Below are 19,281 nucleotides of genomic sequence, written 5' to 3'. Positions count from 1 at the left end.
CTGCCTGGTACCGCTGGTGCCTGCTGCTGCGCGCGTCAGCAGCAGGCTAGGGGCGATCATCTGCTGACCGACTGCTGATCCGTGGTGGATCGGCGGCGGTCGGCACGATCGGTCAGTAGCGGTAGTGGTCGGGCTTGTACGGGCCCTCGACCTCGACGCCGATGTACGACGCCTGCTCCGGGCGCAGGGTGGTTAGCTTGACGCCGAGGGCGTCGAGGTGGAGCCGGGCGACCTTCTCGTCGAGGTGCTTGGGCAGCACGTACACGTCGGTCGGGTACTCCTGCGGCTTCGTGAACAGCTCGATCTGCGCCAGGGTCTGGTCGGCGAAGCTGTTGGACATCACGAACGACGGGTGCCCGGTCGCGTTGCCCAGGTTCAGCAGCCGGCCCTCGGACAGCACGATCAGCACCTTGCCGTCCGGGGACGTCCAGGTGTGGACCTGCGGCTTGACCTCGTCCTTGACGATGCCCGGCAGCTGCGCCAGACCGGCCATGTCGATCTCGTTGTCGAAGTGGCCGATGTTCCCGACGATGGCCTGGTGCTTCATCCTGGCCATGTCCGAGGCCATGATGATGTCCTTGTTGCCGGTCGTGGTGATGAAGATGTCCGCCGTCTCGACGACCTCGTCCAGCGTGGTCACCTGGTAGCCGTCCATCGCCGCCTGCAGCGCGCAGATCGGGTCGATCTCGGTGACGATCACCCGCGCACCCTGGCCGCGCAACGACTCCGCACAGCCCTTGCCCACGTCGCCGTAACCGCACACGACCGCGGTCTTGCCGCCGATCAGCACGTCCGTCGCCCGGTTGATGCCGTCGATCAGCGAGTGCCGGCAGCCGTACTTGTTGTCGAACTTCGACTTGGTGACCGCGTCGTTCACGTTGATCGCCGGGAACAGCAGCGTCCCGTCACGGTGCATCTCGTACAGACGGTGCACACCCGTCGTGGTCTCCTCCGTCACGCCGCGGATCTCGGAGGCGAGCTGGGTCCACTTCTGCGGGCTCTCGCCCAGCGTGCGGGTGAGCAGGCGCAGGATGTGGCCGTACTCCTCGCTGTCCGCCGTCGAGGGGTCGGGAACCGCGCCCGCCTTCTCGAACTCGACGCCCTTGTGGACCAGGAGCGTGGCGTCGCCGCCGTCGTCCAGGATCATGTTCGGGCCGCCGGTCGGGGTGTTCGGCCAGGTCAGCGCCTGCTCCGTGCACCACCAGTACTCGTCCAGCGTCTCGCCCTTCCAGGCGAAGACCGGGACGCCCTGGGGGTTCTCCGGGGTGCCGTTCGGGCCGACCGCGATGGCGGCGGCGGCGTGGTCCTGGGTGGAGAAGATGTTGCAGGACGCCCAGCGGACCTGGGCACCCAGCGCGACCAGCGTCTCGATGAGCACCGCGGTCTGCACGGTCATGTGCAGGGAGCCGGTGATCCGGGCGCCGGCGAGCGGCTGCTGCTCCGCGTACTCCTTGCGGATCGACATCAGGCCGGGCATCTCGTGCTCGGCGAGGGTGATCTCCTTGCGGCCGAAGGCGGCGAGGGAAAGGTCGGCGACCTTGAAGTCCTGGCCGGTGGCGACAGTCGACATGCGAACTGCTCCTCGTGGTGTGGTTCGAGGGTGGGTACGGCTGGCTCTGCGATGACCTGGGGCCTGGACTGCTCCGCAATACGACGGCATGACGGCATGCCGATGCCCGGGTGCTCGCAGTGCAGTCCGTCGGAGGCCCTCTCTCCCTCGGCCGGTCCATGCGGGACCGCCCGACCGCCATCAGCAGCGACGTCTGACTGGTCACGAATCTACACCGATCGGAGCAGCCGACCCCAGCCCGCCCATGCGGGAGAGGCGGACCTCTTCAGGAAACGAGTGGTGAGCGGGCCGGTGCCGCGGGAGGGTTCGCGCGTCGGTCCCCGGTCCGACAGACGCCGCTCATGTCTGGGCAAGGTGCGGGCCCTACGCAGGAGTTGCACGAATCCGAGGCGCGGGCCGGTGCACGCGTGCCGGTTCGGGGGCCGGCCGGTGAAGGGGGCCCGCCCGACGGCGGTGCCGCGGGGCCGTATGCCTGGGCGTGATGCCGAGCGTCATCCTCGTATGCGGTACGCAGAAGGCCCCCTGCCGGGGCAGAGGGCCTTCGCAGGTACGCGGTCGGTGTCAGTGGTCGCCGTCCGGGGCCGGCGCCGGGCCGCCCGGGGACTTGCTCGGGTTGGTGCCCGCCGCAGCCGCCGCCTCGCTGTAGATGTCCGGCTCCAGGTAGATCACCCGGGCGATCGGCACGGCCGCGCGGATGCGGTCCTCGGCGGCGTTGATCGCCTCGGCGACCTCACCGGCCGTGTCGTCGTGCTGGACCGCGACCTTGGCGGCGACCAGCAGTTCCTCGGGCCCGAGGTGGAGCGTGCGCATGTGGATGATGCGGGTGACCGTGTCACCGTCGACCATCGCGGCCTTGATCTTCTCGACGTCGTCCGTGCCGGCCGCCTCGCCCAGCAGAAGGGACTTCGTCTCGGCCGCGAGGACGAGCGCGATCACGATGAGCAGCACACCGATGCACAGGGTGCCGATGCCGTCCCAGACGCCGTTGCCGGTGAGCAGCGCCAGGCCGACGCCGCCGAGCGCGAGGAACAGACCGACCAGCGCGCCCAGGTCCTCGAGCAGGACCACCGGCAGCTCGGGGGCCTTGGCGCGGCGGACGAACTGGGTCCAGGTCAGCTGGCCGCGCAGGGGGTTGGACTCCTTGATGGCGGTCCGGAAGGAGAACGACTCGGCGATGATCGCGAACACGAGGACGCCGATCGGCCAGTACCAGTCCGTGATCTCGTGCGGGTGCTTGATCTTCTCGTAGCCTTCGTAGATCGCGAACATGCCACCGACCGAGAAGAGCACGATGGACACGAGGAAGGCGTAGATGTAGCGCTCGCGCCCGTAGCCGAAGGGGTGCTGGGGGGTCGCCTCACGCTTGGCCTTCTTGCCGCCGAGAAGAAGCAGTCCCTGATTGCCGGAGTCCGCGAGCGAGTGGACGCTCTCCGCCAGCATCGACGACGAGCCGCTGAACAGGAACGCGACGAACTTCGCTGCCGCGATGGCGAGGTTGGCGGCGAGGGCCGCCACGATCGCTTTGGTGCCGCCTGACGCGCTCATGTGTGCCGGGTGTCCCTTCGTACGTCGTCCGGGCGGTCCAGTTCCTTTGCCCGGTCTTTGCGGTGCGCCATTGTTGCAGCACCGGAAGGCGGCACTGTCTCAGACCACCACCGTTGCGCGGAAGACGGTGCCGGGACCGCCGCCCGTGCCCGAGATCTCCGTCTTTTCCCCGGCCGGCACGAAGGCCGACTGCCCGGGTGTCAGGGTCAGCTCGCCGACCGTCACGCCGCCTGTCGTGCAGAGCAGGATCTGCGGGGTGTGCGCGGTGAGGTCACGGGGTTCGGCGCCGGGGGCCAGGACATAGCGGGAGAGCCGGAATTCGTCGATCGGGGTGTCGTAGAGTTCCTCACCGGTCGGTGACGCCTCGGGGCGCAGCACGCCCGGGTCGGCGGCCTCGAGGCGGACGATGCGCAGCAGTTCGGGGACGTCGACGTGCTTGGGTGTCAGTCCGCAGCGCAGCACGTTGTCGGAGTTGGCCATGATCTCGACGCCAAGGCCGTTGAGATAGGCGTGCGGGACACCGGCGCCGAGGAACAGGGCTTCGCCGGGCTGCAGTTGGACGTAGTTGAGCAGCATGGCGGCGATGACGCCGGGGTCACCGGGGAAGTGGTGTGCGATCGACGCGTACGGGGCGTAGCCGCCGCCGAGACGTTCGCAGGCGGCGGCCGCTTCGGTCACCGTGGCCGCCATCTCCTGCGGATCGGCGCTGAGCACGGCGGTCAGCACTTCGCGCAGCGCGGCCTCTTCGGGGTGGGCGTGCAGCAGGTCGACGTAGGGCTTGAGCGAGTCGACGTCGAGAGCCGCGATCAGATCGGCGGCCTCGGTGGGCTCGCGGAAGCCGCACAGACCGTCGAACGGCGTGAGCGCGCAGATCAGTTCGGGCTTGTGGTTGGCGTCCTTGTAGTTGCGGCTCGGCGCGTCCATGGGGATGCCGGCGCGCTCCTCGGCGTCGTATCCCTCTTTCGCCTGTGCGAGGTCGGGATGGACCTGGAGCGAGAGCGGGGCGCCGGCGGCGAGGAGCTTGAGCAGGAACGGCAGGCGCGGGCCGAACTTCTCGACGGCCTCCGCGCCCAGTTCACGCACGGGATCGGCGTCGATCAGCTCGCTGAGCGGGCCGCGGTCGGTGCCGGAGGGGGCTCCGGGGTGGGCGCCCATCCACATCTCGGCCTGCGGCTCGCCGGTGGGGGCGACGCCGAGCAGCTCCGGGATGGCGGTCGTGGACCCCCAGGCGTAGGGGCGCACGGTGTTGGAAAGGCGATCCATGATCGTTCCGAGTCCTTCTCAGGTACGTGTACGGGTACGGGGTACAGGTACGGGTGCAGGGACGTGCACGGGTACCGGCACGGGTCCTGCGTGCTACGGCTGGTCGCTCGAATCCGCGAGCGCCAGATACACCGCGGCGAAGTCGGTCACGGCCAGCAGTTCGGCGATCGACTCCAACTGCGTGCCTTCTTCCGGTTCGAGCTCGCTGATCGGCGTGTCATGGCCGAGCGCCAGTTCCCGCGCGGCAGGTGCCGCGGTCAGACCGCCCGCCGGCTGGTCCCGCAGCAGGACGACGCGGGCGCGCAGCGCCTGCTGCTCCTCGACGCGGTCGCGGAAGAAGTCCTCGGGGTCGGCGCCGGCCGCGAAGTCGCCCACGAGAAGGACTCCGTGGGCGGGCAGCGCCTCGGGGAGCTCGGCGACCAGGGCGGGGCGCCCGGCGAGCTCGGCCAGTACGGAGGCGAAACGGCGCCCCGCGGGGCCTGCGCCCGCGCCCTCGGTCCAGATCAGCGGGAGGCTGTCGGCGAGCTCGGCGGCGAGCGTCTTGGCCGGGTTGCTGTACGTGGCGATGGCGGGGCCGCAGCGTTCGGCGGTGTGGTCGAGGCGGTCGGCGACCTTGGCGAGCGCCTCCGGGGACGCTTCGATCAGGCCGACGCGGTCGAGGAGCGCGAGGAGCGGGGTGAACAGCGCCCACAGTGCGCCGGGACCCGCCGAGGCCTGCGTCTCGTCGTACGGCTCGTAGGGGGCAGTGGCCAGCGGCACGACCATGCCGTGGACACCGTCGACCGCCTCGGAGAGCGGAGAGCGCTGCGGGGCCACGCCGACGACGGTGCAGCCGCGGCGGTAGGCCTGCTCGGCAAGCTGGGCAAGGCCGGGCTCGCTGCCGTCGGTGGTGACGATGAGGAGCAGATCGACCGAACCGGCCCAGCCGGGCAGCGCCCAGCGCAGGGCGCCCGCGGCGTGGGCCACGCCGGTGGGGGCCAGCCGGATGACGGGGGCAGAGGCGCCGGCCAGGGCGCCGATCAGGTCCGCGACCGCGGAGGCGGCGGTGCCGGAGCCCGCGACGAGGACGGCGCGCGGGCGGCCCTCGGGGGTGAGCTCGGCGATACCGGCCTCGGCGGCGTGCCGGGCCGCGGTGCGTACGCGCGCCCCGGCTTCGGCGGCGCCGCGCAGAAGACCTCGGCGGTCGGCGCGGGCGAGAGCGTCCGGCGTGTCCAGGAGCGACTCGTCGAGCATGGGGTTGGGCCTCCGATCGCCGTACGCGGGCGGGGGGTGCGGCTGTGCGGTTGTGGTGACAGGGACGGTCGGCGTACGACCGCGCTCCGTCGCTGTGACCAGGCGTCCGGCGTACCACCTGACGCTCGGCCCTCAGGCGTACCTCCTGGCGACGCCCAGCCGTCCTGTGGGTGACCAGTCGGGGTACGGCCGGTGGGACGTACGTCCGGCGGGTGCGCACACAGGCCGCTGTACGGCCGGCAGGCACAGGCTCTGCCTACGCCGGGCGGCGCGCCTCGTCGACGAGGAGGACGGGGATGCCGTCCCGTACGGGGTAGGCCAGGCCGCAGTCCGTGCCGGTGCAGATCAGCTCGGGTGTGTCGGCTGCCGTGCGGTCGTCGAACGGTGCGTGGCAGGCCGGGCAGGCGAGGATCTCCAGGAGGCCGGCTTCGAGCGGCATAACAGCGGTGTCCCTTCGGGATGCGGATCGGAAAATCCAGCGGATCAAGCGTCGTCAGCCTACCGCCGGGGGGTGGGGTGCGGCTCGTTCTGGAGTGCGTCCCGGAGCGGCGCGGCCGCCCCGGGACGCACTGCGTACGGCGTCAGGCGCCGCGGACCAGCGCGAGGACCTCGTCACGGATCTTGGCCATGGTCGCCTCGTCCCGTGCCTCCACGTTCAGCCGCAGCAGGGGCTCGGTGTTCGAGGGCCGCAGGTTGAACCACCAGTCCTCGGCCGCCACGGTCAGGCCGTCCAGCTCGTCGGTGGTCACGTCCTTGCGGGACGCGAAGGCCTCCTTGACGGCGGCGGCCCGGCCGGCCTGGTCGTCGACCCTGGAGTTGATCTCACCGGAGGCGGCGTAGCGGTCGTACTGCGCGACCAGCTCCGACAGCGGACCGTCCTGCGAGCCGAGCGCCGCGAGCACATGGAGTGCGGCGAGCATGCCCGTGTCGGCGTTCCAGAAGTCGCGGAAGTAGTAGTGCGCGGAGTGCTCGCCGCCGAAGACCGCTCCGGTGCGGGCCATCTCCTCCTTGATGAAGGAGTGCCCCACCCGGGTACGGACCGGGATGCCGCCCATTTCGCGTACGACCTCCGGGACCGACCACGAGGTGATCAGGTTGTGGATCACCGTGGAGCCGGGGTGCTTGGCCAGCTCCCGGACCGCCACCAGGGCGGTGATCGCCGACGGCGGGACGCCCTCGCCCCGCTCGTCGACGACGAAGCAGCGGTCGGCGTCGCCGTCGAAGGCGAGGCCCAGGTCCGCGCCCTCGGACCGCACGCGGGCCTGCAGGTCGACGATGTTCGCCGGGTCCAGCGGGTTGGCCTCGTGGTTGGGGAAGGTGCCGTCCAGCTCGAAGTACATCGGCACGAGGGTGACGGGCAGCAACCCGAAGACCGTGGGGACGGTGTGCCCGCCCATGCCGTTGCCGGCGTCCACGACCACCTTCAGGGGGCGCATCGCCGACAGATCGACGAGCGAGAGCAGATGCGCGGCGTAGTCCTCGAGCGTGTCCCGCTCGGTCACCGATCCGGGGGCGGCGACCGGCTCGGGCGCGCCCTGCTCGGACCAGGCCTCGACCAGTGCTCGGACGTCGGCGAGGCCGCTGTCCTGGCCGACCGGCGCGGCGCCCGCGCGGCACATCTTGATGCCGTTGTACTGCGCCGGGTTGTGCGAGGCGGTGAACATGGCTCCCGGCAGACCGAACGTGCCCGAGGCGAAGTACAGCTGGTCCGTGGAGCACAGGCCGATCAGCGTGACGTCCGCTCCCCGGGCCGCGGCGCCACGTGCGAAGGCGCCTGACAGGCCGGGCGACGAGGGCCGCATGTCATGGCCGACGACGATCGCGTCGGCGCCTGTCACCTGGACGAATGCCGCACCGAACAGTTCGGCCAGTGACTCGTCCCATTGATCCGGCACCACCCCGCGGATGTCGTACGCCTTCACGATCTGCGACAGATCAGCAGCCACGGCCCAACCCTTCTGAAAGTCTGTGCGGTCACATCAAACTACCCGCACGAACCAGGGCAGCATCCGGTCCGTGGTTCCGTGTGTCCGGGCCATGACGATCAGGTGCACAACCTGCCCGCTGGGCACCCGTACGGCTTCGTGCGGGTGCCGGGAAATGTCTGAATGCTCAGTTCTCGGGGGAACGCAGCACCCTCAGATGACCGCGGCGCGCGACCTCCATCGGGTCCGCCGACCGCCGGCCTCCCTGGCCGCCGGCCTCGGCGGTACGCCCCTGGGGGCGGGCCGCTTCCCGTACCGCGTTCGCCAGTGCTTCCAGGTCGTCGCCGCTGGGGCGGGCCGGGGCGGAGCCGTCCGTGAGCCGCACGACTTCCCAGCCGCGCGGCGCGGTCAGGCGCTCGCTGTGCTCGGCGCACAGGTCGTAGCAGTGGGGCTCGGCATAGGTGGCGAGCGGGCCGAGGACCGCGGTCGAGTCGGCATAGACGTACGTCAGTGTCGCGACGGCAGGGCGGCCGCACGCAGTGCGCGAACAGCGACGTACAGGGCTCACGACGTTGGACGGTACCGCACTCTTGAGCGGGCTGCGACGACTCTCCACCAGGTCACTCCCCCGTGTCGTGATACGACGAGCCATTGAGCGCTTCTCCGAGCAACTGCCCTGACCTGCACGGAAAGAGAAGCATACGGCTCACGACAACCCGCGGGCCGGTCACGACTTGGGAGGAATAAGGTCAATCACGATGAGATCGGCGATCGCCGGATGTCGCGCAACCGAGCTCAAGCATGGCCGGAATGTTCAATAAGCGACATGATCTCGCCGTCCGACGGCGACCGGGCGCCCGCTGCCCGGCGAGAGTTACCCTGCGTCAGTGATGGAGAGTCCTGTACCGCCCCGCCCGACCGAGCCCAGGCCGCGCCGCCGCGACCGCCACGGGCGAGGCATGCGCGGACCCGTCGCCCCGCCGCAGGTGCCCCTCTCGGCCAGCCGTGCCGAGACCTTCCGTGATCTCGTGCAGGACTCGGTGGAGCGGCTGGAGCGGCGCTGGCCGCAGCTGGCCGATGTCGACTTCATCGTGACGGAGGTGCCGGGCTCACCGGAGGAGGCGGTGCCGCTGGGCAGTGCGGTGCCGGCGACCAAGGACCTGCCTGCCCGGATCGTGATCTACCGCCGGCCCGTCGAGATTCGGACAAAGAATCGGGACGAGCGCGCGCTGCTGGTGCACGAGGTGGTCGTCGAGCAGGTGGCGGAGCTGCTGGGTCTGTCCCCGGAGTCGGTCGACCCGCGGTACGGGCAGGACTGAGCGGGCCCTGCGACCGGGGCCCGGCATCGACCGGGCGAGCCAGGACCGTTCCCCGTCCACGGGTACGGCGGGCGCCCCCGGACGTCGGGCGCTGTGGGGTACGTCAGTCGTCGAGGACCGACAGGTCCTGCCGCGCGTCCGGGACCGCGACCATCCCCCTGTCGTCCGGCAGCGTCTGGACCGTGAACATCGGGATGCCGTCCTTCGCCAGCTCCAGCGTGCGCGAGGCATGCACCGGGCCGCCCGAGACCGACTCGACCGTGAGCGCGTACGAGCCCTTGAGCCCCGCCGGCACCGGCGGGGTGACCGCCAGCGTCGTACCCGCCTTGACCTTGTACGTCTTGACGACCTGACTGCCGCCCCCGGTGCCCGCGGAGGCAGTCACCTTGACCTCGGCGGCCGCGCCCGGCGCGGTCAGCGACAGGACCGAGCCCTTGACCCGGTTGTCGGCCACCGAAGCACGCGGTCCCACCGGCGCGGCCGCCGGGATGAACGCGATCTCCTTCTTGGCGCCCTTGCCGCGCACGACGCGCAGCGCGGCCACCACGGGCGTCCGACGGCCCTTCTCGGCGGGGCTGAGGATCAGGGATCCGGCCTCGCCCCGGGTGACGTCCGCCAGGTCGACCGTCGCCGTCATACCGGACTTGACGTGCAGGGTCTCGTGTCCTGCCGGGGTGATCGTGCCGGTGGCACCCGCGAGCTGCACCTTGAGGTCGGCGTCAGCGTCCCCAGGTGCGAAAGCCACCAACTGCACCGATGTGGCGTCGGCCGGGATGCCGGGCAGCACCGCGCTGCCGGACGGGTCGGCCGCCGCGCTCAGCCAGTCGCTGCCGGTCCCGTCCTCGGCGGCCCGCACCACCGCGCCGACGCGGCCGGTGCTGGTGGTCACATGGACGGTGACGTCCTCGGCCTTGTCGGCGGTCAGCGTCGACAGCAGGACCGGGACGCTGGACCCGGCCGGGACCGGGATGCCGTCGGTCAGGGTGGTCTTGAGCGCGCCGTCCCTGCCGTACAGCTCGATGTCGGCGACGGCTCCGGAGTCGTCCGGGTTGGTCAGGTGCACATAGTCCTGGCGGCTCTCGGCGAGGGAGGCGCCGGGCAGCCAGAAGTCGGTGTCGGGCGCGGTGCAGTTGACGCCGAGCACGCCGCGGGAGCCGCCCGCGCCCACGGTGGTGGTCTGCTGCGCGGTCCAGCCGGGAGCCAGGCGACCGGTGGCGGTGCCGACGAGCGCGGGGGCCTCGCCGCCGTTCGCCTCTGCGGAGACGGGCTTGCCGGGCTCCTTCAGCGCGACCACGGCCTTGTCCGCCTTGTCCGCGGGCTGCTTCGCGCCGCCCTTGCCGGCCTTGTCCGCCTTCTTCCCGTCCTCCTTCTCGGAGGCGTCGGGGACGGCCAACGCGGCCGCCGACGGCTTCAGTTCGGCCGAGTCGGCCTCCGCCTCGCCGCCCTGGGCGCCGCTGTCCTTCGCCGCAGGCGGCGTGAAGGACGTGTACCGGGTCTCCGCGAGCTCGGAGTTGCTCGGCGCAGGGCAGAGCAGACTGGAGCGTTCTACGGGCAGCCTTGCCGGGGACCTGTCCCCGGCCGATGCCGTGCCGTCCGGTGCGGTGAGCGAGGCGAATCCGGTGACCGCGGCGAGGGCGGTGGCGGCCGCGATCAGGGAGATGGTCGTGCGGTTCACTCTGAATCGCCTCGCGTTGTGCCGGGGGCCTGGGCCGGGGGTTCGGGGTAGCCGCCGTTCGGGTCGCCGTAGCCGTAGGGGTCGTACGCCCCCTCCTGCTGGTACTGGTCGCCGCCGTAGGACGGTGCCTGGTACGGATCGGCCTGGTACTGCTGCTGGTACTGGCCGTCGCCGTAGGGCTGTTCGGCGCCGTAGTGCTGCTCGGCGGCGTACTGGCCGCCTGTGTACTGCTCGGCGGTGTATCCGGAGTCGGTGTACGCCTGCGTGGTGTCCCACTCGCCGTACTGCTGCTGGGGCACCGCCGCGTACTGCCCGGAGCGGTCGTCGTACGCGGCGAACGCGTCCTGGTCGGAGGCATGTTGGCGGTACGGATCAGGGTCGGGGGTGTCCTCCTGGACAGCGGCCCCGGCCGCTTCCGCCTCGGCCATCGCGCGCAGCCTGCGCGCCCTGCGTCCTTCGCCGTCCACCGGCTGCGCGGGTACGGCGAGTTCCTCGTCCGGCAGGTCGTCGTCGACCTCGCGCCGCCGGCCGGGCAGCGCCAGCACCAGCAGCACCACCGCGAGGAATGCCTGTGCCCAGATCCACGCGGTGTGGGCCGCCGGATCCTTGTACGTGAGGGCGAGCCGGCCGCCCTCGGCAGGCAGCGCGAAGCCCTGCGCCCAGCCGTCGACGGTCGTCTTCGTCAGCGCCCGGCCGTCCAGGGTCGCCTGCCAGCCCACAGCGGCGCGGTCGGCGATGCGCAGGATCCGTCCGGACTCGCCGGCCGGGATGTCGGCGTGCGCCTCGACGGGCCCGGAGGCGACCGGCAGCGGGTCGGCCTTGCCGCTGACGATGGTGGCCCGGGCGACCTGGCGGTCGACACCCCACAGGGCACTGCCGTCGAGCTGGCTGAGCCGGCTCAGGCCCGGGGTGGCGTCGAGCACGCGGCTCATCTGGCGCGGCGCTCCGTCGCGCACAAGGACGTAACGGATCGCGAAACCGCTGAGCTGGCTGGTCTGGTCGGCGCCGGAACCCGCGACCAGATTGGCGACGATCTTGTCGAGCCGGGCGTCGCTGCCGCCCGCCTCGGCGAGCTCGGAGTCACCGAGGCGCCCGCCGGAGCCGCGGACCAGGGTGTACGAGACCTCCGCGGGCGAGGTGCCGCCGAGTACGAGGGTTCGTGGCTGGTCGCGGGTGTCGCTCTCCGCGGCCACGAACGCGGGCACCTGGACCGGGTCGCGGCGCTTGAGAGGCTCCGCCGCCCCGCTGAGCATCCAGTTGGCCGCGGCCAGCAGCGGGGCGAGGCCGGCGGCCAGCGCGACGAGCGCGGCGAGCGGCTGGCGCCAGCCGAAGCTCTGGGCGGCGACCCGGGCGCGGGCGCCCTCCGCCCCGAGGACGGCGGCCGTGAGCAGCGCGATGCCGTAGACCAGGGTGGCGGGGCCCGCCCAGCCGGTCGCGTCGTCGCCGGAGCCGTTGACGAGCACCGCGAAGATCAGCGCGACCAGGGCGACGGCCCAGGCCGTCCGGATCGCGAAGCTGCGCTCCTCGCGCAGCAGCGCGGCGAGGGCGGCCAGCACGATGCCGATCATCACGAGGCCGCCGAGGGCCTTGGGCCCGCCGGGACTGATGCCGAGCAGGTCGAGCGCACCGGCCGGGCCCGTTCCGTAGGCCAGGCCCGCCTCGCGGAAGAAGCCCGAGGGACCGGTCAGCAGCGACAGCGACCACGGGGCGAGGACGAGGACCGGGGTGCCGACGGCGGCGAGGAAGCGCAGCGCGTAGGCGGCGATGTCGTCGCGGCGCAGCACGAGGACGCCGATGCCGAGAACAACGGCGAGCGGCCATACGACCGGCGTGAAGGCCATCGTGAAGGTGAGCAGCAGCGCGTAGGCCCAGGTGGCCCGCCAGCTGCCGCGGGCGCCGCCCTGGGCGCGCAGCCCGTGGGCGGCGACGGCGGCGCGGGCGAGCAGCGGCAGCATGATCGCGAGGACGGCCGTGCCGAGGCGGCCGGTGGCCAGGGCGCCGGTGGCGGCAGGCAGGAAGGCGTAGGCGATGCTCGCCCAGGCGCGCAGCAGCCGGGATTCGACGACGGGGCGTGAGGCGAAGTACGCGGTGAGTCCGGCGAGCGGGACCGAGCAGACCAGCAGCACGGTCAGGGCGAGGCCGGTGGACCCGAGGAACAGCGCCGACAGGGCCGCCAGGACCGCGAGGTAAGGGGGTGCGGTCTGGGTGCCGCCGGTGCCGACGGGGTGCCAGCTGTCGGCGTAACGGCTCCAGAGGTCGGACACATCGGCGGGAGCGGGCAGCAGGGCGCCGCCGGCCAGGGAGCCGCCGCCGAACAGCGCACGGCAGGCGACGAGGGAGACGACGAGCAGCATGGCGAACAGGACCGGCCCGGGCTTGCGCGCGATCTTCTTCAGCCTGGCGAACTGCTCGATCTCGAGATAGTCGGCGTCGTCCCCGCCGGGGCCCGTTTCGACGGCGCCGTGGCGGGAGCCGCCGGAGTCGGCGTCCGAGCCGCCGAAGTTGGACGCGATCTGTTCGAAGGTGGCCCGTACCGTGGCGCCGGGGGGCGGGAACAGCGGGCGCAGTTCGCCCGCCTCGACCGCACGCCGCGATCTTCTGCGGCGTCCGGCGATGATCCGTTCGGGCCGCAGCAGGACCTGGAAGAGTCCCATGACCTCGTCGACGGCCTGGCCTGGCACCTTGCCGACCAGGTAGGCGAGAGTGCGCAGCAGGGTGCCGAGGACGACGCGCAGCAGTACGTACGGCAGCGCGACGCCGCGTGCGTTGGTGAGCAGGGTGTAGACGGCGCCGGCCTTGTCGACGCGGTGCGGGCTGGTGACCGAGCGGCCGGCGCAGTCCACGGTGCGGCGCTCGCGTGCCGAGGCCTCGGCATGTCTCAGGACGGCGCCGGGGGCGACGAGGACGCGGTGGCCCGCGGAGTGCGCCCGCCAGCACAGGTCCACGTCGTCGCGCATCAGCGGCAGCCGCCGGTCGAAGCCGCCGAGCTCTTCGAAGACGTCGCGGCGGATGAGCATGCCGGCGGAGGAGACGGAGAGCACGGTCCGGATCTGGTCGTGCTGTCCCTGGTCCTGTTCGCGCCGGTCGAGCCCGGTCCAGCGGCGGCCGCTGTTGGCGATGGAGACGCCGGCTTCGAGGAGCTGCTTGCGGTCGTACCAGCCGCGCAGCTTGGGTCCGATCACGGCCGCGTACTCGTCGGAGTCGGCGACGCGCAGCAGCTCGGCGAGGGCGCCGGGTTCCGGTGCGCAGTCGTCGTGGAGCAGCCACAGCCACTGGACGGGCTCGCCGTGGGGCAGCTCCGGCATGTCGTACGCGTCGTCGCGCCAGGTCCTGCTGACCGGGTCCCAGCCGCTGGGCCGCTTCAGGTACGGCAGGTCGTCCGGGGTGAGCACGGCGGCGGTGCGGGCGGCCTCGTCGACGGCGGCACCGAAGCCGGTGCGGCGGGCGAGATGCAGGACGCGGTCGGGTCCGAGGGCGTCGGTCAGCAGCTGCGCCGAGTCGTCGGCACTGCCGGTGTCGGCTGCCATGACGTTCTGCACGGGACGTTCCTGGCCCAGGAGCCCGGCGAGGGCATCGGGAAGCCAGCGTGCGCCGTCGTGGGCGACGAGCACGGCGGTGACGACATGCCGCGGGAACTCGGGCGGCTGCGCCGGAACAAACGCGGCGGTGGTGGCGGACATTGAGGTACGGGCCCTCCGGCCGGGTGACCCCGTAGGGGCGTTGGTGCGTCACGGACGGGGCCCCACACTAACGGCTGGCATGTAGACGGTCCGCCGCCTGTGGACAAGACGCAGGCGGCGGACCGTTTGACATGTATGCATTTGTGCGATTTCTCCGGTCGACGAGGGGGTCGAGGAGGGACCGGCGCGACGGCGGCCGGAGGGCGGTCAGACGGCCGCCTTCTTCAGACGGCGGCGCTCCCGTTCGGACAGGCCGCCCCAGATTCCGAATCGCTCGTCATTGTTGAGGGCGTACTCGAGGCATTCCGAGCGGACTTCACAGGCGAGGCAGACCTTCTTTGCCTCGCGGGTCGATCCGCCCTTCTCGGGGAAGAAGGACTCGGGGTCGGTCTGGGCGCACAACGCGCGCTCCTGCCAGCCGAGTTCATCGTCCGCGTCCTCGACCAGCAGTTGCTGGAACAGCTCGGTCATGTGCGCCCCTCGTCTGTCTTTGCGTCCCCGTGATGTTGCCGCCGCGATCGATTTCGGCCGAACGACACGAGTGAAATTACAAGTGTGTGGCTCCGGGCCAGTCAAGCCGAGATCTGCTATTGGGCCCGGTATTCACTCTGCGGAACCAAGGCTATGCGGAAAGTGTTCAAATCACCAAAAAAGTGACACATGCCAGCGGCCTGCCCCGCACCCCTCCCGTCACCGGGGGAACGCCCCCCTCGCCACGGAGGACGCCGCATACGTCGATCTTGTTTCAATCCAGCCAACGAAGCGATCCGGATCACAGTCCGGTCACGGAATTTCAACGGCGTTTGCGCGCACGGTTGCTGCGCCATGTCTCCGAGCCTGCGGCTGCACAAACCTTTCTCCGACTGGAGTAACCGGAAAAGGTGAAACATTGCCGCCAAACCGGTCATTGGGTTGACAGTCGGAGAGGGGACCCGGCACCTTTGGTTCCATGCCAGCGACCTCAGCGCCCCTCGCGAACCCCGTCCGTGGGTTCCGCAGCGCTGTCCAGGCGCGCTGTTGCTGTTCCAGCTGTTGATGCCGTAGCGCTCCGGCTTCCCCTCTCCGCATCCGTGCGAGACCGCGACACCCCAGCACTGACCTCTCTGTTTCTGCCGAGGAACCACCGCACCCATGAACAGCGACAGCGACCTCCAGATCGCCGGCGACATCCTCGCCGTACAGCACCTCCTCCAGCCCGCCCGCGAGCACCCGGCCACCGTGGCCGAGTTCGCCGGCCTGGCCCGCTCCATCGCCGCTGACCGTGCGCAGTGGGAGCACCTCGTCCGGTACGACGCCACCTCGCGCTGGTACCACCGGCTGCGGACCGGCCCCGGCTACGAGATCTGGCTGCTCAGCTGGGTCCCCGGCCAGGGCAGCGGACTGCACGACCACGGCCGCTCCTCCGGGGTCCTCACCGTCCTCGACGGCGAGCTGACCGAGCGCACCGACCGCACCGACCGCACCGACCGCACCGACCGCAGCGGACGCGGCGAGCGCTCGCTCACGGCGGGGGCGCAGCGGGTCTTCGCTCCCGGCTATGTGCACGAGGTGGTCAACGACTCCCTCGAGCCGGCCGTGAGCCTGCACGTGTACTACCCGGGCCTGACCGAGATGCCGATGCACGCGGCCCGCTGCGCCCAGGACGTCGTTCCCGTCTGAGCCACCGCACGTCGCCTGACAGGCCCGCCCTCCGCCGGCAGGTGCACCGGGCAGGCCACCACCCCCCGGCCGATCAGGCTTCGCCTGACAGACTGTCTGCATGCGCATTGTGGTTCTGGCCGGCGGCATCGGCGGCGCCCGTTTCCTTCGCGGCCTCAAAGCCGCGGTCCCGGACGCCGAGATCACCGTCATCGGCAACACCGGTGACGACATCCATCTGTTCGGGCTGAAGGTCTGTCCCGACCTCGACACCGTGATGTACACCCTCGGCGGTGGCATCAACGAAGAGCAGGGCTGGGGGCGTGCGGAGGAGACCTTCCAGGTCAAGACCGAACTCGCCGCGTACGGCGTCGGACCGGAGTGGTTCGGACTCGGCGACCGCGACTTCGCCACGCACATCGTCCGCACCCAGATGATCGGTGCGGGCTATCCGCTGAGCGCCGTCACCGAGGCACTGTGCGCGCGCTGGAACCCGGGCGTACGGCTGCTGCCGATGTCCGACGACCGCGTGGAGACGCATGTCGCCGTGCAGATCGACGGCGAACGCCGGGTGATCCACTTCCAGGAGTACTGGGTGAGGCTGCGCGCCTCGGTCGACGCCGACGCGGTCGTGCCGGTCGGCGCGGACCAGGCGAAGCCGGGGCCCGGAGTGCTGGAGGCCATCGCCGAGGCCGACGTCATCCTCTTCCCGCCGTCCAACCCCGTGGTCAGCATCGGCACGATCCTGACGGTGCCGGGGATCCGCGAGGCGATCGCCGAGGCGGGCGTCCCGGTCGTGGGGCTGTCCCCGATCGTCGGCGACGCACCCGTGCGCGGCATGGCCGACAAGGTGCTGGCAGCGGTGGGCGTGGAGGCCACGGCAGCGGCCGTGGCCCAGCACTACGGCTCCGGGCTGCTCGACGGCTGGCTGGTCGACACCGTCGACGCGGCCGCCGTCGGGACGGTCGAGGCGGCCGGCATCCGGTGCCGGGCAGTGCCCCTGCTGATGACGGACGCGGACGCGACCGCCGAGATGGCACGGGCGGCGCTGGCGCTCGCCGAGGAGGTGCAGGGGTGACCTCGCCGTCGTACACGGTGTGGGCGCTGCCCGGACTCGGTGAGGTACGGCCCGGCGACAACCTCGCCAAGCTGATCGCCGCGACCACGCCCGGGCTCGTCGACGGGGATGTCCTCCTCGTCACGTCGAAGATCGTGAGCAAGGCCGAGGGCCGTGTCGTCGAGGCGGCGGACCGGGAAGCGGCCATCGACGCCGAGACCGTACGGGTCGTGGCGCGGCGCGGCACGCTGCGTATCGTCGAGAACCGGCAGGGCATCGTGATGGCCGCAGCCGGGGTCGATGCGTCCAACACCCCCGCCGGGACGGTGCTGTTGCTGCCCGAGGACCCGGATGCATCGGCCCGCGCCCTCCGCGACGGGCTGCGCGACGAACTGGGCGTGACCGTCGGCGTGATCGTCACCGACACCTCCGGGCGGCCGTGGCGCACCGGGCTCACCGATGTCGCGATCGGCGCGGCGGGGGTGCGGGTCCTGGACGATCTGCGCGGCGGCACCGACACCTACGGCAACCCGCTCAGCGCGACGGTCGTCGCCACCGCCGACGAACTCGCCGCCGCCGGTGACCTGGTGAAGGGCAAGGCGAACGGACTGCCCGTCGCGGTGGTCCGCGGTCTGCCGCATGTGGTGGCGGACGTCGACGAGAACGCCCGCACACTGGTGCGGTCCGGGGCCGACGACATGTTCCGGCTCGGGACCTCGGAGGCGATCCGGGAGGCTGTGGCCCAGCGCCGTACGGTACGGGAATTCACCGACGAGCCGGTGGACGGGGGCGCGGTGCGCCGCGCGGTCGCGGCGGCGGTGACCGCTCCGGCGCCGCACCACACGACGCCGTGGCGCTTCGTGCTGCTGGAGTCGGCAAAGTCACGGCAGCGGCTGCTCGACGCGATGCGCGACGCCTGGATCGCCGACCTGCGGCGCGACGGCAAGTCGGAGGAGTCCGTCGCCAAGCGCGTCCGGCGCGGCGACGTGCTGCGCAACGCCCCGTACCTGGTGGTCCCGTGCCTGGTGATGGAGGGCTCGCACCACTACGGCGACGAGCGCAGGGACACGGCCGAGCGCGAGATGTTCGTGGTCGCGGCAGGTGCCGGTGTGCAGAACTTCCTGGTGGCGCTGGCGGGCGAGCGGCTGGGGTCGGCATGGGTGTCCTCGACGATGTTCTGCCGCGAGGTGGTACGGGAGGTCCTGGACCTGCCCGCCTCGTGGGACCCGATGGGCGCGGTGGCAGTGGGCCACGCGGCGTCCCGGCCGAGGGAACGCGCGGCGCGGGAGGCATCGGCGTTCATCGAGGTGCGGTGACCGCGGACCCGGTTCGCGGGCCCGGCCGGTCCAGGTCCGTCGGGCGTCGCCCCGCCCGCGTCACCACGCCCCGATGTCCACCCGGCGCATCTTCGGCTCGCGGCGCGGCGGGGTGCGGCCCGAGAGGAGGATCAGGCGGGCCGCGCGATGGCGCTGGCCTGCGTACGGCTCCAGCAGCTTCAGCATCGCCTCGTCGTCCGTGTTGCGCTCGCCCGCCAGCGCGTAGCCCACGATGCGCGGCAGATGCAGGTCACCGATCGTGACCGCATCCGGGGCGCCGTTGCTGCGCTGGATCGTTTCGGCCGAGGTCCAGGGGCCGATGCCCGGGATCAACTCCAGGCGTGCCATGGCCTGTTCGGGCTCCATGGCAGCCGCCTCCTCCAGCCGGCCGGCCACGCGCACCGCGCGCAGGATCGTCGATGCGCGCTTGTTGTCGACACCCGCGCGATGCCACTCCCAGGAGGGGATGAGCGCCCAGACGCGCGGCTCCGGCATCACATGGAGGCGCTCGTCAGGGCCGGGAGCGGGCTCACCGTGCCCCCGCACAAGCAGCCGCCACGCCCGGTACGCCTCGTCCGTCGTCACCTTCTGTTCGAGGACCGACGGGATCAGGGACTCCATGACCAGCCCGGTGCACGTGAGCCGCAGACCGGGGCGGCGGTGCTGGGCGTGGGCGACCAGGCGGTGGCGCGGGACGAAGGGCGAGGGGTCGTCGAGTGCGCCGAGGAATGCCGGGAGCTGCTCCAGCAGCCACTCGGCACCCGGACCCCATGCCTCGGCCTCCACGTCCCCGTCCCGCACGGCCACCCGGAGTGTGCCGGGACCGGCGGGCGTACGGGTGGCCCGCCAGACCGATCCGTCCGGCGTCGTACGGAAGGTCGGGTCGGCGGGGCCTCGCCGCAGCGGGCCCAGAACCAGGCCGAGGTCGAGCGGCCACGGCGGGGTCCAGCGGCGGGTGCGGCCGCCCCGGGCCTGACGCGGTATGCCCGCGGGTACGCGGGTGTGGCCGCCGCGCACGGTGGTCCGGCTCGTACCCGGCTCGAAGCGTCCTGCCATGCAG

Annotated in this window: 15 protein-coding genes; 4 read left to right on the top strand and 11 right to left on the bottom strand. The window is 71.7% G+C overall.

What is annotated here, in order from left to right; translation table 11 throughout:
• Positions 1–112: 112 nt before the first annotated feature.
• From ahcY to OHS70_RS22810, 7 genes are all read right to left on the bottom strand, one after another.
• On the bottom strand, positions 113–1,570 hold the full coding sequence (gene ahcY / locus OHS70_RS22840) for an adenosylhomocysteinase (protein ID WP_328399942.1): 1,458 nt from the start codon (positions 1,568–1,570) through the stop codon (positions 113–115).
• 561 nt (positions 1,571–2,131) lie between these two features.
• Complete coding sequence (locus OHS70_RS22835) at positions 2,132–3,115, bottom strand: cation diffusion facilitator family transporter (RefSeq protein WP_328399940.1); 984 nt, start codon at positions 3,113–3,115, stop codon at positions 2,132–2,134.
• A 99-nt stretch (positions 3,116–3,214) separates the two neighbouring features.
• On the bottom strand, positions 3,215–4,378 hold the full coding sequence (gene manA / locus OHS70_RS22830) for a mannose-6-phosphate isomerase, class I (protein ID WP_328399938.1): 1,164 nt from the start codon (positions 4,376–4,378) through the stop codon (positions 3,215–3,217).
• 93 nt (positions 4,379–4,471) lie between these two features.
• Positions 4,472–5,611: an SIS domain-containing protein gene (locus OHS70_RS22825; RefSeq protein ID WP_328399936.1), complete on the bottom strand. Its 1,140-nt coding sequence runs from the start codon at positions 5,609–5,611 to the stop codon at positions 4,472–4,474.
• A 256-nt stretch (positions 5,612–5,867) separates the two neighbouring features.
• Positions 5,868–6,050 carry a Trm112 family protein gene (locus OHS70_RS22820; RefSeq protein WP_328399934.1) on the bottom strand — a complete coding sequence of 61 codons (183 nt, stop codon included), beginning with the start codon at positions 6,048–6,050 and terminating at the stop codon, positions 5,868–5,870.
• A gap of 142 nt (positions 6,051–6,192) precedes the next feature.
• Positions 6,193–7,557, bottom strand: coding sequence for a phosphomannomutase/phosphoglucomutase (locus OHS70_RS22815; RefSeq protein ID WP_328399932.1), 1,365 nt, complete (start codon positions 7,555–7,557; stop codon positions 6,193–6,195).
• Between the two features lie 166 nt (positions 7,558–7,723).
• Positions 7,724–8,152 carry a DUF3499 domain-containing protein gene (locus OHS70_RS22810; RefSeq protein WP_328405842.1) on the bottom strand — a complete coding sequence of 143 codons (429 nt, stop codon included), beginning with the start codon at positions 8,150–8,152 and terminating at the stop codon, positions 7,724–7,726.
• A 274-nt stretch (positions 8,153–8,426) separates the two neighbouring features.
• Between OHS70_RS22810 and OHS70_RS22805 the strand changes: the two genes are divergently transcribed.
• Positions 8,427–8,855: a metallopeptidase family protein gene (locus tag OHS70_RS22805; RefSeq protein WP_328405840.1), complete on the top strand. Its 429-nt coding sequence runs from the start codon at positions 8,427–8,429 to the stop codon at positions 8,853–8,855.
• 103 nt (positions 8,856–8,958) lie between these two features.
• Here OHS70_RS22805 and OHS70_RS22800 read toward each other — a convergent pair whose 3' ends face one another.
• From OHS70_RS22800 to OHS70_RS22790, 3 genes are all read right to left on the bottom strand, one after another.
• Entirely contained in the window at positions 8,959–10,530 is a 1,572-nt protein-coding gene (locus OHS70_RS22800; protein WP_328399930.1) for a DUF5719 family protein, read from the bottom strand.
• Positions 10,527–14,210, bottom strand: a complete 3,684-nt coding sequence (locus tag OHS70_RS22795; RefSeq protein ID WP_328399928.1) for a glycosyltransferase family 2 protein — start codon at positions 14,208–14,210, stop codon at positions 10,527–10,529. Before OHS70_RS22795 ends, OHS70_RS22800 begins: the two co-directional genes overlap by 4 nt.
• A 207-nt stretch (positions 14,211–14,417) precedes the next feature.
• On the bottom strand, positions 14,418–14,681 hold the full coding sequence (locus OHS70_RS22790; protein ID WP_256525783.1) for a WhiB family transcriptional regulator: 264 nt from the start codon (positions 14,679–14,681) through the stop codon (positions 14,418–14,420).
• Positions 14,682–15,341: 660 nt separating this feature from the next.
• Between OHS70_RS22790 and OHS70_RS22785 the strand changes: the two genes are divergently transcribed.
• The 3 genes from OHS70_RS22785 (at position 15,342) to OHS70_RS22775 (ending at position 18,221) form a co-directional block, all read left to right on the top strand.
• A complete protein-coding gene (locus OHS70_RS22785; RefSeq protein WP_328399923.1) occupies positions 15,342–15,869 on the top strand; it encodes a cysteine dioxygenase in 528 nt (175 codons plus the stop codon).
• A gap of 100 nt (positions 15,870–15,969) precedes the next feature.
• A complete protein-coding gene (gene cofD / locus OHS70_RS22780) occupies positions 15,970–16,926 on the top strand; it encodes a 2-phospho-L-lactate transferase (RefSeq protein ID WP_328399921.1) in 957 nt (318 codons plus the stop codon).
• On the top strand, positions 16,923–18,221 hold the full coding sequence (locus OHS70_RS22775; RefSeq protein WP_328399919.1) for a coenzyme F420-0:L-glutamate ligase: 1,299 nt from the start codon (positions 16,923–16,925) through the stop codon (positions 18,219–18,221). Before cofD ends, OHS70_RS22775 begins: the two co-directional genes overlap by 4 nt.
• Positions 18,222–18,281: 60 nt before the next feature.
• Here the strand turns inward: OHS70_RS22775 and OHS70_RS22770 are convergent, their stop codons facing one another.
• Positions 18,282–19,277 (bottom strand): DNA-3-methyladenine glycosylase family protein, encoded by a 996-nt coding sequence (locus OHS70_RS22770; RefSeq protein ID WP_328399917.1) that lies wholly within the window; start codon positions 19,275–19,277, stop codon positions 18,282–18,284.
• Between the last annotated feature and the right edge of the window lie 4 nt (positions 19,278–19,281).

Source organism: Streptomyces sp. NBC_00390 (genome assembly GCF_036057275.1).
Taxonomy (GTDB): Bacteria; Actinomycetota; Actinomycetes; order Streptomycetales; family Streptomycetaceae; genus Streptomyces.
This window is presented reverse-complemented; position numbering and strand designations above follow the sequence as displayed.

Bases quoted from the DNA above. Each gene is read 5' to 3' on its own strand.
- ahcY (WP_328399942.1), bottom strand. From the start codon at position 1,570: ATGTCGACTGTCGCCACCGGCCAGGACTTCAAGGTCGCCGACCTTTCC.
- OHS70_RS22835 (WP_328399940.1), bottom strand. From the start codon at position 3,115: ATGAGCGCGTCAGGCGGCACCAAAGCGATCGTGGCGGCCCTCGCCGCC.
- manA (WP_328399938.1), bottom strand. From the start codon at position 4,378: ATGGATCGCCTTTCCAACACCGTGCGCCCCTACGCCTGGGGGTCCACG.
- OHS70_RS22825 (WP_328399936.1), bottom strand. From the start codon at position 5,611: ATGCTCGACGAGTCGCTCCTGGACACGCCGGACGCTCTCGCCCGCGCC.
- OHS70_RS22820 (WP_328399934.1), bottom strand. From the start codon at position 6,050: ATGCCGCTCGAAGCCGGCCTCCTGGAGATCCTCGCCTGCCCGGCCTGC.
- OHS70_RS22805 (WP_328405840.1), top strand. From the start codon at position 8,427: ATGGAGAGTCCTGTACCGCCCCGCCCGACCGAGCCCAGGCCGCGCCGC.
- OHS70_RS22795 (WP_328399928.1), bottom strand. From the start codon at position 14,210: ATGTCCGCCACCACCGCCGCGTTTGTTCCGGCGCAGCCGCCCGAGTTC.
- OHS70_RS22790 (WP_256525783.1), bottom strand. From the start codon at position 14,681: ATGACCGAGCTGTTCCAGCAACTGCTGGTCGAGGACGCGGACGATGAA.
- OHS70_RS22785 (WP_328399923.1), top strand. From the start codon at position 15,342: ATGAACAGCGACAGCGACCTCCAGATCGCCGGCGACATCCTCGCCGTA.
- cofD (WP_328399921.1), top strand. From the start codon at position 15,970: ATGCGCATTGTGGTTCTGGCCGGCGGCATCGGCGGCGCCCGTTTCCTT.
- OHS70_RS22770 (WP_328399917.1), bottom strand. From the start codon at position 19,277: ATGGCAGGACGCTTCGAGCCGGGTACGAGCCGGACCACCGTGCGCGGC.